This window comes from Crateriforma spongiae, assembly GCF_012290005.1.
Taxonomy (GTDB): domain Bacteria; phylum Planctomycetota; class Planctomycetia; order Pirellulales; family Pirellulaceae; genus Crateriforma; species Crateriforma spongiae.
The window spans coordinates 407964-425979 of record NZ_JAAXMS010000001.1; the positions used below are offsets into that span (position 1 = coordinate 407964).

Sequence of the window (18016 nt, forward strand, 5' to 3'; positions counted from 1 at the left end):
GTCGTCAGATCCGCCGAGCAACGCCCAATCCCCATCGCCCGTGCAACAGGTTTCATTCGAAACCGACACTGTCCAGGCGGCAGACGTTTCGGCAAACGGAAATGCAAACGCGTCGATGGACGATCGCGAAAGCAAGATGAAGACGTATTCGCTCGCCTTGCCCAGCCATTTTCAACGGCATTTGCGAAGCGGGGAAACGGGCCAGTCGGGCGAAAATCCGTCCACGACCGGCGGGCTACAGCGATTGCCGCCGGCCGGTTCTGGTTCGGCAATTCCCATGGCGACGCCCGTGGAAAACACGACTGACGAATCGGTCAACGCGACGGATCAATGGGAATCCCTGACGACGTCGCCGTCACGCGCAGTTGATTCTTTACCGTCGAAATACCCGGCTCGAAAAGCACCAGTGTTTCCGCCATCGACTTTTCAGATTCGGAAGCAACCAATCCGCGCAACGTGGCAGTCCGGCCTTGAACCGACACCTCGATCGGTGATGACGAAGCTAGGCGCACGGTCTGTTGAAGCCGAGACTGCAGAGGGCGAAGCGGCGCCATTCGCTGGTCGCTGACCGAAACCACTGGTTCCAAGACGACATTCAGCTTTGGCAAATACATTTGTCCGCGTCGCGGTGCGGTCAAGGGGCGATTGATGCGTGCCGATCGATCCGGTGGTGGTTGAATTCCCGCGGTTGAAGAAACGATTCGGCCCGATGTCCGGCCTTGTGTGCTGCCGACAAAACTTCCGCCCTCGGTCCGATCGGCCCCGACAAAGCTCGCGCGATCGCGGTTGTCACGCAGGAAACGTTCGGCACCGGTGATCTGACCCACCTCTTCCATCGCGACCGGCGAAGCCTGGCGTGTCAGTGGCTGTCCGAGTTCACGAGGTCGATTGAAAATCTGGGCATCGCAGACCGACATCGAGCCCAGCGAAATCATCAGGCTGGTCAATCCGATCGCGAACGAAGACCGTTCGGTCATGCGTTGTGCAGCCTTCATGTCCTGCTCGGTAAATCCAGGGTGAACTTATAACCACTTCATCGAAAACACACGGCACATCACCAGTTTAACCCGCTTTTTGCAGCGATGATCGCTTGTCGGTGTCTGCGGTGCATCGGTGGTGATAATCGCAACGACTTCAGGCGACGGTGATCCATACGTGTTGCATCATCCGATGCTGCCATCAGACCGTTGACCATCGCGACACACCACAAAATTCATCGACGTTGGCCACCACAATGATCCAGTTTCCGCCCGTATCGCCGACCGAATTTGGCAATCATGCCGGCGTGCCGAACCGCTTGTACCCATTATTCCGAAGGCCCGCTAAAGTAGTCTGGATCAGAATCGGGTTTCTGATCAACGGTCGGCGATCCCCAACGCTGCGAATGGACAGGCAGCGGTTTACACCGACGAAGTGTAAAGTGCCGGCATTCCGGTCATGTTTGTGATTCGGGCGAATGCCTGGCTGAACTACTTGTTTTAGACTGTTCGCGGTGTCCAGGCCTGTGGATTGACAACTCGAGACTTCGGCGTGCTGGATACGTTCATTCGGCATTGAAGATTGGCGTCGTGTTGTTACCGCGTCGCCTACGAACCACGAAAGTGCCCACCATCCAAGAAAGTGCCCACCAACCAAGAAAGTGACGGTGCAATGATTACTCCCTTGGAATCTCCTTCATCCAACGTGGTCGGATTTCAGCTGTCCGGCAAACTACACGACGAAGACTACAAGACCTTCGTGCCGCTGGTGGACGAACACATCGCGAAGAACGAAACGACGCGAATCCTGGCACAGTTTCATGATTTCAGTGGCTGGGATGCGCATGCACTATGGGATGACATCCGTTTTGCCACGACCCATTGCACGTCGATCGAAAAGATCGCCTTGGTCGGTGAAAAGCAGTGGGAAAAGTACATGGCAACGGTGTGTAAGCCGTTCACCATGGCAAAGATCCAGTATTTCGACCAAACAGAAATGGAATCGGCCTGGAATTGGCTCGCCGAATAGCAACCGTCGATCCAGTTGATTTCGTGGGGTGATGTGACGGACGCGTCCGGCGTTTTGTCGGTCGTTTCCAGTGTAAGTTTTTCCTTTTCTTTTTGCCCCGTCTGGTCACGTCGATGCTGGTTGATGGATTTGGACGCAAACATACCTCGTTGCGCATCAGCGTCACCGATCGGTGTAATCTGCGTTGCACCTATTGCATGCCGGCGGTGACGCCGAAGTATCAGGCCAAATCGCTGTTGTTGACCTACGAAGAAATCATCCGCTTCACTCGTGTGGCGGTTGATCTCGGTGTCAACGACGTCCGGGTGACCGGTGGCGAACCATTGGTACGAGCCGACTTGGATCGCTTGATCGCAATGTTGGCGCGGGTTTTGGATCCGTCGCGCATTTCGTTGACAACCAACGGCGTGTTGCTGCAGCAGCAGTTACCACGCTTGACCGAGGCAGGACTGCGTAGCGTTAATGTCAGCTTGGACGCTTTGGACGAGACATCATTCGAGCAGTCAACTCGACGCCGCGGGCTATCAATGGTGCTGGACAGCATTCGCGCGGCGGTCGATGCGGGAATGAAGGTGAAGGTCAACGCGATTGCCAAACGTGACTTCACAGAATCGCAACTGGCCGCCTTTGGACACTTTGCCAACCGCACGAAGTTACCAGTCCGGTTCATCGAGTACATGCCTTTGGATGCCGATGGAAATTGGGACGCAGACAACGTTCTGTCCGGTTCGGAAATCCTTCGTCGCTTGTCGGAGCACTTTGGTCCGCTGCGTCCCCTGCCCCGTCGCCAGGGTGCTCCGGCGGCCGATTACGAAATCGAATCGGGTGGCGGAACGATCGGAATCGTTGCGTCGGTGACCGAGCCATTTTGCCAAGCTTGCAATCGTATTCGCTTGACCGCCGACGGTAAAATTCGCAATTGCCTGTTCGGGGATGATAGTGGCGATGTGCGATCGCTGTTGCGTTCGGGAGCTAATGATCAAGCGATCGCAGATTTATTGAAGTCCGCTGTGGCGGCGAAAAAACGGGGCCACGGCAGCGACGATCTTGTCTTTGTGCGACCGTCCCGGCCGATGTATTCGATCGGCGGGTGACGTTGGTCAGCAAGCTCCGTTGGAAGGAGATCCGACGTTTCACTAATTCGAATCCGCCTGGACGTTGACGGGCGTGACGGCAGCCCGGAATAGCCCGCAGGTCCCTCGGGCGGTTTGGCAGGTGACCAACAAGAACGTCTGATCATCGACCGACATCAAGCAGCAATTCGTCGGTACGTCGGGAACCGGCAAGACGGCCAACTGTTCGCCATCGGGGCCGAACACATACACCCCCGCATCGTTGCCCTTGCCGGCCGTGGCATAGACGTTGCCGAACTGGTCGACGCACATGCCATCGATCCCACGGCGTCCCATTCCGAAATCATAAACGACCTTGCGATTATCCAGCGACCCGTCGCTTTTTCGATCAAACGACAACAATGTCCGGGCTCCCCCGTAATCATTGTTGTTATCAGCGACAAACAAGCGGCTTTCGTCATTGCTGAAGGCCAAGCCGTTGGGACGCTGGACCTGATCTGTCGCAAGAGTCACCTCGCCGTCTTCGACGCGATAAACACCTTCGTGATCCAGTTCGCGATCACTTTGGTCACCGTAACGTGGGTCGGTGAAATACAGCGCACCATCGGAGTCGATGATGACGTCATTGGGGCTATTGAATCGTTTGCCTTCGAAGCGATCAGCGATGACATCGACTTTGCCATCAAAGCTGACCTTCAGCAAAGCCCGGCGACCGCCGCCCTGGCAGGCATAGAAGTACGAAGAATCAATCGACGCTAAGCCGTTAACCCCCGGCAAGTCATCGATCAAGATGGATGTTTGGCCCGTTTGATGATTCCAATGCATGACGCGTCCGGCACGGACATCGGAAAACAGGATATCGCCGTCGGGGGTGACCGTCGGGCCTTCGGTGAACTTGCCTTCGCCCCAAAGCAGTTCCATCGATGGTGATTTACCAAAAAACGCTTCTTGATGACTGGCCGAAAATGCCAACGGGTCTCGCGGCATCGGTTCGGGATTGGGCATCTGGTCCAAGACCGATTGCAAACGAAGTCGCGTGGCGACTCGTTCGTCATCTTCCGTCCCCAGGTTGATCGGTGACTGTTCCAAGGGATCCTGTTCGACGTCAAAAAATTGACCGTCACCGTACAGCTTGTACCGATGGTCCCGGGCAAAACGAGCATGTGAAAACTGGTCCTTGTCCCAACCCGGACGCGGGTCGTAATGGCAAAAGATCCAGTCGCGCCGAGCGGTATCGTCGCCCCTCAAGATCGGCAGAAAACTGACGCCGTCGGTCCGTTTCAGCGATTCCGATTTGCCGGCAGCATCCAAGACCGTTGGTAAGAAATCCGTTGAGTCCACGAGGTGAGGCTTTTCGCCCGGTTGGATCACGCCGGACCAGCGTACGATCAACGGAACATGAGTTCCCGCGTCGGTGGTCAGTCCCTTGCCGCCACGGATCGGTCCGTTGTCCGTGTTCGACGTGATGCTTTGGTGTGTCCCGTTGTCGCTGTAAAAAATGATCAATGTCTGTTCGGCCAAACCGAGTTGGTCGATCTTGTCGACCACGCGACCGACGCATCGGTCGGTGTATTGCACCATGTCGGCGAAATAGTCGGTGCTATCATCATGACGTTTCGATGGGTCTTGCCAGTCGTTGCTGATCGGCGTCGGCGTCATCGGGCCGTGCGGCAATGCCATCGGATAGTACACAAAGAACGGTTGGTCATCCGATTGCTTGCGATCAATGAAATCACAGATGTAATCGACCCAAAGGTCCGGGCCATACTGGCCTGCCGTGTCGGTGCGCATCGCACCGTTTTGTTCAATGACGGGATCGGCGTACCGTGAACCTTTGTCTTCGGTGTGACCGTTGTGCCATAGGCTGTATTCGTCAAATCCGGCATCCTGGCCTCGCATGCCTGTGCCCCGTCGCATCGCGGCACCGGGATAGTCCGGCGGATCATAGCTGTACAACTGCCACTTGCCCGCGATGCAGGTTTGATAGCCCGCATCGCTCATGTAGTGACCGATCGTCTGGCTATTGCGATCCAGGATTCCAAACGCTTGCCAGTTGCGGTTGTTGTACAAACCGGTCATCAATTGGACGCGAGTATTCGTACACAGTGGCTGGGCATGAGCGTTGGAAAAACGAATACCCTGACCGGCCAGTTCATCCAGGTTGGGCGTTGCATAACTAGTGCCGCCGTACGAACCCAAGCACTCGACGCCCAGGTCGTCGGCCATGATGAGGACGATGTTGGGCCGTGCCGGACCGGCGGCATCTGCTGTCGCCGCAAAGAGAAGAAGCAAAGCCAAGCCGCGCAGGACCGCGGAGAACGGGCCATTGGGAATGCAGCGACGCAACACAGAAACTTTCATCAAGTCAAACCGATGTTGTGCAAGGAATGTTCGACCGCAATCGGGCGAAAGCGGGGCAACAGACTAGCACAAACCGGTGTTGACCGTGTCGTCTAGCGATGGCGCAGGCGTTCGGAGATATGAAGGCCACTACGCGGTGCATGCCCCTGGTGATGACCGCACCACGCAGGGTCTTGCAGGGCTTCGCAGAGTCTTGCAGGGCCGTGGGGGGGCTTCGCAGGGCCGGGGACCATTGTCGAATGATCCCGGCTGACGGACTTGTTCTGATCAGCGGGTGACCAGGAAACGATGGTTCATGATCTCGTGAACGTTGACCGGGAATCGGTCGCGATCGCGTGTCCCCAGCCATTGGCGATAATACTGTTCCAGTGCCGCGATCACGTCGTGGCGGTTCACGATGCCGACGAATTCCTCACCCTCGGCGATGATCAGATGCCGAAACGGATGATGAAGGAACATCGACGCCAGCGTGAACAGATCCACATCACGCGATACGCAGATAGGATGCTTTTGCATGATCGTCTGGGCATCGGTTCGCGGACAGGGATCACCGTAAAAGATTTCGTTGACCAAGTATTCCAGACAGGTTTGTTCGGTCACCAAGCCCAACAGGATCTTTCGATTTCCGTCGTCTCGTACAACCGGCGCGATGCACTGACGATGTTCCAACAGAAATGACGTGATTTCATCCAATCCCATATCCGGTCGGATGACACGGACGTTGGGCATCATTAGCGAAACCGCTGTGGGGGCGTTGGCGGGAACGGCACGTTCGGTATCACTGGCATGGGGCGCGAAGCTGGAACGGTTCATGGTGACCACTCCTGGAAGATTTTGGGGCGTTGCCGATGGACGTTGCACACATCCAGGTGCGACCATCGTGCCAGTCAGGCTGCACACTCTCTCGACGCGTCACCAAGTCGCTGGCGAATTCCCAATACCTTGCGAACACACGCGAATCGGGACCGTGCGTGTTGTTCGTTTTGGAAGACAGTTGGACCCGTGGTTACATTCGGCGCGCCCATGGTGCGTCCAGCAGGGCCAAATCCAACACGCTTGTGTGCGAAACCGCCCGTGTTGCGATGGCGGGACAACTCTGCTTGATCCGATGTTCCCGTCTTGGGCCGTCAGATCAGCAGATAGACCAAGCTCTGTGCGGCGACGATCCGCAACACCATGGTCAACGGATACACCGCGGCATAGGCGGTCGCGCAGGCATCATGGTCCGCTTGCGAACTGGCAAACGCCAGCGCCGGCGGGTCCGTCATGCTGCCGGCAAAGACGCCGCAAATCGTCAGATAGTTGATCTTCAGCAGTTTTCTTGCCAATGCACCGACACCAAGAAGCGGCAGCATCGTCACGAAGATTCCCGCCAGCATCCACTTCAGCCCGCTGGCCGTCAAAGCGATCGAAAAGAAAGTTTCGCCGGCCGACAGGCCCGCGCTGGCCAAGAACAGGATGATGCCCAATTCACGTAGCGATAGGTTGGCCGAATAGGGGATGTACCAAACCAGCCCGCCCAGGCGTCCGATCAAGCTGAAACTGATCGCGGCGATCAGCGGTCCGCCTGCCAAACCCAGCTTCACTGGAAACGGCAACCCAGGGATTTGGATCGGAATCATGCCCAGCAATACGCCGACAGCGATCCCCAGAAACACCGGGGCGAATTGCGTTTCGTTAATTGCTTTGACCGAATTGCCGAGCAGTTTGGAAACGCGATCGACCGCTTCTTCATCACCAACCAAGTGCGCGATATCGCCATAGTGAAAACGCGTCGATCCACGAGCGGTCATTTCCACCCCGCCCCGGCGAATCCGAGTCACCGAAACGGCGTACAAGTGGTCCAGTGACAAGTCACGAAGCGATTGGTTGATGACCGATGGCTCGGTGACGAATACCTTGCGAAAGCGAACATCGCTTTCTTGTTGAGTCAGGTCGACATCGACCGCGTGTCCGATCAAAGGTTCGAATCGGTTCAAATCGTTTTCGGTCCCCACGACCGAAACGATGTCGCCGGGATTCAAACGAGTTTCATCGTTGGCCACCAAAACCTCATCACGATCGGACGGACGGATGCGCGAAATCCGGACGCCGGTTTCTTCCACACCGGGAATTTCCCCGAATGGCATTGAAGACAAACGCTGATTGTCGACTTCGATACAGCGACGGTGGATCGCTTGAGTCTTGGAACTGTTTTCGGCATCCATTTGTCGGACTTCATCGTCCACCTTGACTTTGAACACCCGTCGCAAAATCAGCATGCTGGCGATGATTCCCGCGATGCCGCCGGGATAAGCCACCGCGTAAGCGGATGCCAGCGTTCCCACGTCCGCGCCTTCAATCCCGTTTTGTTCGATCAGTGAGTTGGCCGCTCCCTGTGCGGCACCCAGGGATGGTGTATTGGTCGTTGCACCGCTGAACAAACCCGGTGCGGCCAGCGGGATCAGGTCCAAAATGTAGTGAAACGCGATCACCAGCGACGCACCCAACACCACGATGCACAACGCCATCGCGTTTAGGACCAGGCCCTGATCACGCCACAGTTGGATGATCCCCGGTCCCAACTGTAATCCGATCGTGAAGACGAACAGTACAAGCCCGAATTCTTTGACGAAGTGGGCGATGTCGTGATCAATGGTGCCGCCGAAGTGGCCGACCACGATCCCGGCAAACAGCACGCCGGCCGATCCGATACCGATCCCGCGAAACGTGATGCCACCAATGCAGATGCCGATCATCGCGACGAACGACAGAATCAAAATGGCCGTAGCGATCGAAGACAAAATGCGGGCTCCACCGACAAGAATTCGCAAGCGAATCGGGATCGAGAAAGCGGCGATTGTAGTGATTCACGCGTGTGCGAAAATGGACCACCCCCGAACGCCGACGCCCGTTCGCCGGTGGGGACGGTTCTTTGCAGTTAGCCTGCCGCAATGGAAGATCCGACGCTGAAAAGCAATGGTTGACCGAACCTGGATTTTGCCGCGCTGCCGCAGCGAACGGCGTTTCGGTGCCCATGGTTGGTGATGAAGCGGTTAGGCTGGTCGAACTTGATGGCTTCTAATTCCGCTTTGATTCCCCGGTTTGTCGATGTTGGTCATGATTCGAAATCTGGCTTCGCTCCGCGCCACCGCCGCGCTGCTGTGCGGTTTTCTGTTTGCGGGAAATCTGTGGGCCGAACATCGGGTGCTGTTGCAGGGCGATGGGCGGTTGGTCATCGTCGAACCCGATGGCAGCCTATCCTGGCAGATGCCTTGGGGAGCGATCCACGACATTCATCGCTTGGAAAATGGACGGATTCTGACCCGTCGTGGGAAAGCCGAGGTCGTGGAAATCGATCCCGATTCACGCCAAGTCGTCTGGTCCTATGACTCCGCCGCGGCGAATGGCAACGCGGGAAAGCGTGTGGAAGTCCATGCGTTTGAGCGGCTGCCCGGTGGTCATACGATGATCGCCGAGTCGGGAACGGCGCGCATCGTCGAGGTGAATCGTGAAGGTGAAATCCAACGCGAAATTCCGTTGGTCGTCGATCATCCCAATGCCCACAGCGATACCCGACTGGTTCGCCGAACGCCCGACGACGATTACTTGGTCGCCCATGAAGCCGACGGCAAAGTCAGGCAGTATGACCGGGAAACCGGTGAAGTGGTTTGGGATTACTCGGTTCCTCTGTTCGGCAAACAGCCGGCCAAGGGACATGGCCCGGATGCGTTCGGCAACCGACTGTTCGCCGCGCTGCGTCTGCCCGACGGGAACACCTTGATCGCCACCGGAAACGGACACGGCGTCATCGAAGTCACGCCCGACAAGGAAATCGTCTGGGAATTGCACCAGGACGATTTACCCGGCATTCGCCTGGCCTGGGTCACCACGTTGGAAGTCCTGCCGAGTGGGCATTTGGTGATTGGCAATTGTCACGCAGGACCGGGCCAGCCGTTGTTGGTCCAGATCGACCGCGAAACTAAGGAAGTCGTTTGGACATTGGACCGTTTTGACGACTTCGGCAACGCGGTATCCAATTCGCAACTGCTGGACCTTGCCGGCCAAACGATTCGTTAAGCCGGTTGGGGCATCGCTCGAACCGGTGGAACATTTCGACGGGGCAAAGGCTATTGCCCGACACGACGCCATCGATGCGTTTGTGTGGTTCCGTCAGGACGACTGTGAATTTCGGTAAATGCGGAAGAATCGACCCGGTAAATGTATCCCAGATTTTGAAGTAGGCCTTGAGGAACCTGGATTCCTTTTCGCGGTCCAGCGGTGAACTCCATCGTGGCGATGCTGAATCGTTTGTCGTCGCCTGCTTTTTGCACAGAAATTGTGGCCCGGTGTGATTCGTCGACAGCGCCCTCGGCGTTGTAGCGTGTCAGCGTTTCGTGGTTGCCGTCGATCTGCTTGATGACCCAACCGCCGTTGCCCCGTTCCAAACGCCAGACGCCTTGAAGCTCAGCCAACAACTCGGGATCGGACTTCGCGGCTTCCGACTCTTCTGCAACGCTCGGCACGCGATCCAAGATCACGCGTTCATCCGGAATAGGTGTTTCATTCGCCAGACCGTCCGACTGTGACAGAATCAGCTTGTCGTCATCGAGTTCCATCTGCAAACGAAGCGTCATCGCTTGACCGCGATTGGTGACCCCGGTGGCCAACGTTTCGCACGTGTTTTCTGAGATCTCCGTAGGGCCATCCATGCGACCTTCGATGCCATGAAACCATGAGTGCAACCTGTTGGTCGGTTCTTCAACGCGAACAATCCCATGGGTCAGCAAAATCGCCTTTCCCTGCCCACCGATCTTGTAGCGCGTTGAGATGGAAACGAAGGATCCCATTCCGCCCTGTTCGACGATGACGGTCATCTTGCCGGCCGGACCACCGTTGGGCGTCACGTCGCCGGACCAAGTTCCCATGAACGGTGCGAGCGATTTCGCCAAGTCCACCTTGGAAGCCGTTTCCGCATGAAGGAAAGATGGAAGCAATAACAATGCCCAGGCAACGGTAAGGGCACAGGCGGTCAACTTTCGCATGACATTTCCTTGGTGATCCGGGTGAAGTACCTACTCGAACCATCGCGTCGGGGTCGATCCGACCTGCCGACACGCTGGTTCTAGTGGGTGGTTCTCGGTTGGCTTATGTTAGCTGCTTCCGCTGGCGCTATCAACGCAGCGTGGGGGGGGCGATAACTCCAACGGCAAGTTGCCAAATTCGACTGGCCCGAAGGAGGGCAAGCCAAGCGAAACTCTCCTCCATCCGTGTTGTGTGATCAGATAAAAAAATACCCTTCGGCCACCATGCGGTGCTGCCGGAGGGTATGAACGAAGAATGTGACGAATCCGGGGAAGGTACCGAAGTCGGTAACTCAGAAAGGAAGCTCCACGGTCTCTCTTGACGATCGAGTTCCCATAGCGCCCCAGACACCGTAAGCCGATGGTTGTCCGCCATACGCGGGAGGAGCGTTTTGATTGCCGGTGTCGATTCCTTCACTGATGAACTGAACCGCACCGTCTCCCATCACCACATGGCAACCGCCAGGGTGGCGACTGCTGGCCGATGATATCCCTTGCGAGGCATCGTTTCCTGCGAAGCAGTTAAACGAATTCGGTGGTTTGATCGTCTGGAACGACGTGTATTGAATTCGGCCATCGGCCCAACGGCCCCCTCGAATCTGGTTTCCGGTTCCCATGTTTCCGGCGAATGCGGAATTTGGAAGCCAAAACTCGGGGCGAAGCGGATCGACACCACCATTGCAATACGAGGGATCCGTCAATACATCCGTTCCCACATTCAAACGCAATTCGGAAATGATCTCGTTTTGCCCGACGGTAGTGGCGATCTCACCCATTGCAATGGTATTCGATAAGCCGTCCACGCAATCACGCATTCGGGTTCGGTGGCGTGACCAAAACATGCCGCGATTGCGTTCTTTTGCCAACGACGACCAACTGCTGCTTTCGCCTGTGCCACGCGATTTAATGTTAGCCCCAGACGAATTGATGTCGCCGCTTTGATAGACACCTCGTTCGTTTCTGCCGCCGGAGTGTACCAATTGGATGTTGTCACCCACGCAGAACGCAAAGTTGGATCTGCCAAGCGCGGGGCTGCCGACGCCTGTGTCACTCGGGCATCGAAGTGTCGAAACGTTCGTCATCCATGGCGGATAAGAGGTCCACCACGGACCAGGGCCCATCGCAGGGAAATCATATCCCGGATCCCATACTCCGTCTTGATTGCGGTCATAGGGATTGCTGATGGTGTCCCACAGTGGTTGCTGCTCAATAAAGGGAGTCAACGCAACAAGCCCACTGAGATACAACCGCTGCGTTACCCGAGAATCAGCGGTGTGAGTGTAGTGGCTTCCGCCCATTTGTTGCGGAAAGCTCTTGAATGTCGAATGGTAATTGTGAAGTGCAATTCCCATCTGTTTGAAATTATTGCTGCAAGCCATTCGCCGGGCGGCTTCGCGAGCGGATTGAACTGCTGGTAAAAGCAAGCCGACAAGCACCCCAATGATCGCAATGACGACCAACAATTCGACGAGCGTAAAACCGCTCCGGCGCAGAGAATTCCTCATGATGAACCCCTTATAAATTGGAAGATGTGTCAATGATCAGATGGGGCTATTGGTCCATCTCGGCGATGTTTCTGGCCTCTTCGGCAAGTTGTTCTTCGGTCAGATCCCCGGGGGCGACCGTTGCTTGTTCAGTGCTGCCACCAGAACAACCTAGGGAGAACAGCGTCAGCAGTGACAAGAGTACGAAGGCAGTAGCGGGTTTGAATGATGGCATCGAAACTCCGAATCAATGAGGAAAACGAAACAGGAACAATGGTGGTTCAGCAAAGTCGGTCTCGCATCTCTGGCGGGACGAAGTTGATCGGTTCGATCGGATGAAATGTCATTCAATAAGATTGGTGGGTTTTGATGAGGCTCTGCTGATCTTTGGACTCCCAGTGGGAACTCAAACCGCGCCATAGGGCGTTCAACGCCGGTGCCTCGGCCGAAACTAATTTCACCGCAACATGGCATTCGCCAGAGCGCGTACGCGAACGCGCCATCGAGTTTGACTGGTCGCCAATGAGGTGGACCTTTGACATGGTGCCTGTATCTTTGGGCGATGTTGGGGGGGCGTGCTGCCCTAACGGCAGGTTCTTCACTGTAAGGCAGCCAGGATGTGAATGCAGCTCAATCCATTGTCAAAATAATGGTAGAAATTTGTCGCACCCGCTTGACAAGGAGGCTTGTTGGCGCGCGGTCGTGGTGGCCGGGATGCGATGTCATCTGTCTGCAGGAACACGACGATTCTGCTGGCTCGTGACAGTCTTGCTGGTGCACGGGGGGATCTATCGCATACTGCTTTTGCGATGAAGACATAAAAAAAGCCGACGTCCTTCAAGACGTCGGCCACGCGATGTTGGCACATCGATATGTGTATGAGATGAGGGAGGTCGGGCTGAGATTACTTTGGATAAATCTGTTTCCAGTCATGCTTCATGTCGACCACGGTCCATCCTTGTTTGGGGGCGTCGTCCAAAGCCTTGTCCAATTTGCCGATTGCGGATTGGCGATCGTAGGCCCATTCACGATCGGCGTCCGTATGGTGCACGATCAGGCCGAAACTGGGCGAATGGTCCATGGTGGCGTACTGCAGCATTTGCCAATCCCCGTCGCTGTTGCCGGCGGCGAAAATGGGACGGCGTCCGATATGGGAGTGAATCCCGATGGGCTTGCCTTCTTTGTCATCGATAAAGTCGATATCGGACATGCGCAGGATCGCGGGCTTGCCGTCACGAAGCTGATACTTGGTTTTGATGCTGCTGCCGACCACTTGTTCCGGCGGAATGCCATAGGTTTCCATGGTCCAGGGACGCATGAAATCAATACCGCCGCCGGAGACGATAAAGGTTTTGAATCCGTTGGACCGCAGGTAGGTCAGCAATTCAAGCATCGGTTGATAGACCATGTCTTTGTAGAGGCGACCCGTCTTGGGGTGTTTGGCCGTCTGGATCCAATCATAGGCAAGAGCCTCAAATTCGGCCGACGTCATTCCGGCGTGAGTGGTGGCCATGATTTTCAGCAGGGACTCTTTACCACCGGCCATGACGGTCTTCATGTCGCCTTCGAGGACCGCTTGGAATGGCTGAGTGTGCTTCCAATCGGGATGCTTCGGAGCCATGGCTTTGACACGATCAAACGCAAAAGCCAATTGGAAGTAGAACGGCTGTTCCGACCACAGTGTTCCGTCGTTATCGAAGGTGGCGATGCGCAGGGCCGGTTCGACGAAATCGGTGCTATCAGGATCTGTCACTCGCTGAACAAAGCTCGTGATCGACGTTTTGGTGTCGGTGTCATTCCAGGACGGAAGCGGATCGTCAGCCGATACGGCATGAGGACCGATCGAACGGATCGCCACGACCAGGGCAAGGGCGATGTGCAATGGAGTCAATTTCATGGAAGTGATTGATCGCAAAAAGAGTGAGTTGTCGAGGCGAACCAGTTTACCCGAAAGAAGTTGCAAGCATCCAACAAAACAGGCCACCCAAGAACCGACGACCTGTTTGCTGGCGGACCATTGATGATCGGGTTCGGCCTTTCTGTCCCGATCTGTGTTTCAAAGGCGGCTTTGCTAAGTTAGCTCTGCGACGTATTCACAGACACGAGTATTGGCAAGGAAAGCCGATCAATGAGTCGTGTCTCATCAACGCTGGTGTACCAATCATCTCGCCAAGTGCATCATTGGCTTTGATAGCGACGGTGTGCGTCCAGAACGTGATGTCTGAATCGTTGTCGACACAAGGCCCGGGCCGAGTTGACTGCCTGCTGTGGTTTTTGTTTGCAGCACGCGAGGCTTTTCGAGTCAGATTCGGGTAACGGATTTAGGGCTCGAAAACGGGATGGATCCTTGGTGGACACAAAGTGTTCGGGGGTCACGCCCACTCGGTTCTTGGGCGGAAAGCCAACCACGATCAGCTTGCAGCATTAAACATCGCGCGGAGCTTGAAGGTTTAGACGCCGCTACAGCAAATGCTCGGTCGCAAGGTTGAGTGCCGTTTCGACGGGGATTTCTCTGTCGCTAGCCTTGCCGAAATCTTGTCACCGAGAATTCAGTAGGCCGAAACGAAAAAACGCCGCAAAGCACTTGGCTTTGCGACGTTTGTCGGAAAGTGGAGCTGAGGAGATTCGAACTCCCGACCTCTGCATTGCGAACGCAGCGCTCTCCCAGCTGAGCTACAACCCCGAATCAACTAATATTGTGCCGGATCGGCTTGTGGCGGTCCAGTGCCGGCGCGGCAAATCTAGCGGGCTTCTGGTTGAGTCCAGACCACCAGCAGTGTCTTGAACATGATTTTCAGGTCCAACCAGATCGACCAGGATCGGATGTATTGGTGGTCAAAGTGCACGCGTTTTTCCATCTTGTCGATGGTTTCCGTTTCACCGCGGCATCCGTTGACTTGCGCCAATCCTGTGATCCCCGGCTTGATCTTGTGTCGCAGCATGTAGCCGCGGATTTGGCCGCGGTATTGTTCGTTGTGCGCCGTGGCATGGGGACGCGGGCCGACCAGGGACATGCTGCCGTCGATGACATTGAACAATTGCGGCAATTCGTCCAGGCTGGTTTTCCGTAGGATCCCGCCCAGCGGCGTGATCCGAGGATCGTCTTTGGTGGCTTGCTTGACCACCGGGCCGTTGTCACAGGTCCGCATGCTGCGGAATTTCCAGACCAAGATTTCCTTGCCGTCCAAGCCGTATCGTTTTTGGCGAAAGAAGACCGGGCCTCGCGATGTCACTTTCACCGCAATCGCAATCAACGTCATGGGCACCGCGGCACATAGCAGCGCGGCACAGGCGACGGTGACATCGAACAGTCGTTTCGCGATGCCGTCGACACCGAACAGCGGGTTTTCAAAAACGCTGACCGCCGGAAGACCGCCCATGTTGGTCCAGCGGGAATGCAAGAGTTCAAACACAAAGAAGTCGGGCACGATGTAGACCGATGCCGTGGTATCGCTTAGCTGATCCAGAAGACCGCGGATTCGGGCTTCGGCCCGCATCGGCAACGTGATCAGGACGGTATCGATTTCGCCAGCCTTGGCTGCGGCGACCAATGCATCCAATCCGCCGTGAAGCGGGTGATCGGCCGACAGTGGTTGCTCCGATTCGGGACCGGATGCATCCATCGGCTTGGCGTCTTTGTCGGTGTCGTCCGGACGCACATGTTTTCGGTCGTCATAAAAGCCGACCATGCGAAAACCGATCGACGGATCTTGTTCTATGTTGTGTGCGGTGCGCAGCCCCAATTGATTGAAGCCGGCAATCGCCACACGCCGCACGCCGATCCCGCGACGGTTCATCGCGTTTTGCACCAACCGGATCGACATTCGAAAGAACCCGATCATTGACGGCGCGACGATGATCCATGCCAGGATCACCGAGCGAGCGAATTCTTGGCCGTAACGTGTTGCAAAGGCGATCATCGACATGACCAAGACGGTCAGCGTCCATGTCACCGCCAAGCCCGACATTTCGTTGTCGGCGGACCCCGATCCGAACTTGCGTTGCAGCCCCGTCAGCTGCGACAGCAGCAAAAACACGACGGTCGCGATCATCCCCGCAATGACGACCTTGTCATCGATGACACCCTTGACGGCCCACTTGACAAGTGCGGCAGACAAAACGATGGCGATCGCATCGAACGTCGGTTGTAGAAAATCCCACCAGTGACGGTGTGCCCGAATCGAACTCATCGAATGAAACCGGAGATTATTGGCTTGGGTCGAGTCAATGCACCGGAGATTCGGATGCGTCTGTAACAGATGCATCGAAACAGATGTTTCCCCCCGGCGACGCGCAACCCTAGCTTGCCTGTGGCGGCAACCAATCCAATCCCAGGTCCAACCACATGGCGCGGTGGGTCAATGCACCACTGCTGATTCGGTCCACGCCGGTCGCAGCGATTTCGCCGATCGTGTCGATCCTGACGTTCCCCGATGCTTCCAGCTGAACGGAAGGGTTCAACTGGTTACGCATCGCGACCGCCTGACGCAACTGGTCCAGGGTGAAGTTGTCGACCAGGACGATATCGGGGCCGGCCGGCAAGACTGCTTGCAACTGATCCAAGCGATCGACTTCGATTTCGACGATGTCGGGGGCTGGCAACTGGTTGATGCGTCCGGAGCGCCACTGCAGTGCTTTGCGCACCGCGTCAGCGGGATCCAGTGGCGTACCCGGACCGCCACCCAAAGCAAGGTGGTTGTCTTTGATCAAAAAACCGTCGAACAGTCCGGTGCGATGGTTTTGGCCGCCGCCCATTCGAACGGCGTACTTTTCCAGGCGACGCCATCCCGGTGTTGTCTTGCGTGTGTCATAAACTTTTGCGTGGTGGCCTTCGATGGCTTGGACAAATTCGCGGGTCTTGGTTGCGATCCCGCACAGCTTGCACAGGATGTTCAGGACGACGCGTTCGCTGGTCAACAAATCACGTGCGTTGCCTGACAACGTCACGATCTTTTGTCCTGGGACCAGCGGTTGTCCGTCTTTGATGTGACACTCGTGATCGATGTCGGCATCAAATTCATCCAAGATCCAGGGGACCAACACCATTCCGGCAGCGACCCCGGGGGCACGCGGGACGATGGAGCATTGACCGCATGTTTCTTCGCCGATCAGACAGACCGTGGTCCAGTCGACCGATCGGCCCAGATCCTCGGCGATTGCCAGTCGGACCAGTTGCCGCAGATCGTTTTCCATCGTCTCATCGGGCACGACCGCCGCGTACTCCGGTGCAACCGGTGGGTTTTTGCCTTCACCGGCGTCGGTTGGATTGCTGGGGGCGTCGTCGGACATCACGTCGGCCTGGTCGAATGGGGATCGGAGGGGGCGGCAGTTTGAAAGCTAGCAAATGCCCCAAAAATTTCGCGTGAAATACTTGCCGTATCGCGGGATGGTGAATCGAGAGTTCGTCGCTCAGGCGATACAATGATGCGACCGATTGGCGTCAGGGGCTTGCTTTGCGGACGGCAATTCGGCACTTGGCTACGGAGTGGGCATCGTGCGGCAGAATCATCTTGACGAATCGAACCGTGTTCGCGAAGTGGCGGAAGATCCGCTCGCGAATGAAAGCGTCATCGATGAAAAGATAACGCCTCCGCTGGCCACCGATCCGGTCCGCCGCCAATTGACCGTGATGCTGGTTTTGCTGGCGGCGACGTTGACCGCGGCCTGGTGCTTTCGACCGCAGTCCCCTGCCCCGGTTGGTGACACGTCCCGAGCGTCGAATGCGCCGGCTTGGCCGGACGAGAAAACCCAGCGAACGGGGCTGGTCATTGATTTAAACGAGGCGCCGCTGCGGGAGCTGAATTTGTTGCCGGGGGTCGGTCCCGTTCTGGCCGGCCGCATTTTGTCGGATCGTCAGGCTCGCGGGCCATTTTCCGATTTGAACGATCTGGCGCGGGTGTCCGGGATTGGTCCCAAGACAATTGAGCGGATTCGCCCCTATGCTGTCGCTCAGGCGGCGTCTGGTTCGGCAACTGCCGATTCTCCTGTGCCCGACGGCTTCGTCGCCGCCCATCCTTAGTTGTCATCG

General features: G+C 56.5%; 14 protein-coding genes and 1 tRNA gene. 4 read left to right on the forward strand and 11 right to left on the reverse strand.

The genetic code is table 11. The annotated features are described in order from the left end of the window. Nucleotides 1-314: 314 nt before the first annotated feature. Complete coding sequence (locus HFP54_RS26305; RefSeq protein ID WP_146411894.1) at nucleotides 315-995, reverse strand: BON domain-containing protein; 681 nt, start codon at nucleotides 993-995, stop codon at nucleotides 315-317. A gap of 655 nt (nucleotides 996-1650) precedes the next feature. On the opposite strand from HFP54_RS26305, the gene HFP54_RS01525 reads away from it, so the two are divergent. Together HFP54_RS01525 and moaA are read left to right on the forward strand one after the other, a co-directional pair. Further along, on the forward strand, nucleotides 1651-2007 hold the full coding sequence (locus HFP54_RS01525) for a SpoIIAA family protein (protein ID WP_168563812.1): 357 nt from the start codon (nucleotides 1651-1653) through the stop codon (nucleotides 2005-2007). 92 nt (nucleotides 2008-2099) lie between these two features. Beyond that, entirely contained in the window at nucleotides 2100-3101 is a 1002-nt protein-coding gene (moaA, locus tag HFP54_RS01530) for a GTP 3',8-cyclase MoaA (protein ID WP_235951181.1), read from the forward strand. 42 nt (nucleotides 3102-3143) lie between these two features. Here the strand turns inward: moaA and HFP54_RS01535 are convergent, their stop codons facing one another. The 3 genes from HFP54_RS01535 to HFP54_RS01545 all read right to left on the reverse strand — a co-directional run bounded on the left by HFP54_RS01535 (nucleotide 3144) and on the right by HFP54_RS01545 (nucleotide 8224). After that, nucleotides 3144-5441 carry a sulfatase-like hydrolase/transferase gene (locus tag HFP54_RS01535; protein WP_168563814.1) on the reverse strand — a complete coding sequence of 766 codons (2298 nt, stop codon included), beginning with the start codon at nucleotides 5439-5441 and terminating at the stop codon, nucleotides 3144-3146. A gap of 267 nt (nucleotides 5442-5708) precedes the next feature. Beyond that, a complete protein-coding gene (locus HFP54_RS01540) occupies nucleotides 5709-6254 on the reverse strand; it encodes a CBS domain-containing protein (protein ID WP_168563815.1) in 546 nt (181 codons plus the stop codon). A 314-nt stretch (nucleotides 6255-6568) separates the two neighbouring features. Next, entirely contained in the window at nucleotides 6569-8224 is a 1656-nt protein-coding gene (locus HFP54_RS01545; protein WP_168563816.1) for a putative transporter, read from the reverse strand. Between the two features lie 316 nt (nucleotides 8225-8540). Between HFP54_RS01545 and HFP54_RS01550 the strand changes: the two genes are divergently transcribed. After that, complete coding sequence (locus HFP54_RS01550; RefSeq protein WP_168563817.1) at nucleotides 8541-9500, forward strand: BamB-related PQQ repeat family beta-propellar protein; 960 nt, start codon at nucleotides 8541-8543, stop codon at nucleotides 9498-9500. Between the two features lie 50 nt (nucleotides 9501-9550). Here the strand turns inward: HFP54_RS01550 and HFP54_RS01555 are convergent, their stop codons facing one another. From HFP54_RS01555 to nadC, 7 genes are all read right to left on the reverse strand, one after another. After that, the gene (locus HFP54_RS01555) at nucleotides 9551-10465 is read right to left on the reverse strand and encodes a hypothetical protein (protein WP_168563818.1); all 915 of its coding nucleotides are present in this window, start codon (nucleotides 10463-10465) and stop codon (nucleotides 9551-9553) included. A 332-nt stretch (nucleotides 10466-10797) separates the two neighbouring features. Next, the gene (locus HFP54_RS01560) at nucleotides 10798-12009 is read right to left on the reverse strand and encodes a DUF1559 domain-containing protein (RefSeq protein WP_197137583.1); all 1212 of its coding nucleotides are present in this window, start codon (nucleotides 12007-12009) and stop codon (nucleotides 10798-10800) included. Between the two features lie 46 nt (nucleotides 12010-12055). Then, complete coding sequence (locus HFP54_RS01565; protein ID WP_168563819.1) at nucleotides 12056-12223, reverse strand: hypothetical protein; 168 nt, start codon at nucleotides 12221-12223, stop codon at nucleotides 12056-12058. Nucleotides 12224-12892: 669 nt separating this feature from the next. Further along, entirely contained in the window at nucleotides 12893-13885 is a 993-nt protein-coding gene (locus HFP54_RS01570) for an HAD family hydrolase (protein ID WP_168563820.1), read from the reverse strand. Between the two features lie 713 nt (nucleotides 13886-14598). Then, a tRNA-Ala gene (locus HFP54_RS01575) sits at nucleotides 14599-14671 on the reverse strand. A gap of 58 nt (nucleotides 14672-14729) precedes the next feature. Next, nucleotides 14730-16178 carry an undecaprenyl-phosphate glucose phosphotransferase gene (locus HFP54_RS01580; protein ID WP_168563821.1) on the reverse strand — a complete coding sequence of 483 codons (1449 nt, stop codon included), beginning with the start codon at nucleotides 16176-16178 and terminating at the stop codon, nucleotides 14730-14732. 109 nt (nucleotides 16179-16287) lie between these two features. After that, nucleotides 16288-17277, reverse strand: a complete 990-nt coding sequence (gene nadC / locus HFP54_RS01585) for a carboxylating nicotinate-nucleotide diphosphorylase (protein WP_168563822.1) — start codon at nucleotides 17275-17277, stop codon at nucleotides 16288-16290. A 205-nt stretch (nucleotides 17278-17482) separates the two neighbouring features. Between nadC and HFP54_RS01590 the strand changes: the two genes are divergently transcribed. After that, nucleotides 17483-18007, forward strand: coding sequence for a ComEA family DNA-binding protein (locus HFP54_RS01590; protein WP_206035952.1), 525 nt, complete (start codon nucleotides 17483-17485; stop codon nucleotides 18005-18007). The last annotated feature ends 9 nt before the right edge of the window (nucleotides 18008-18016 follow it).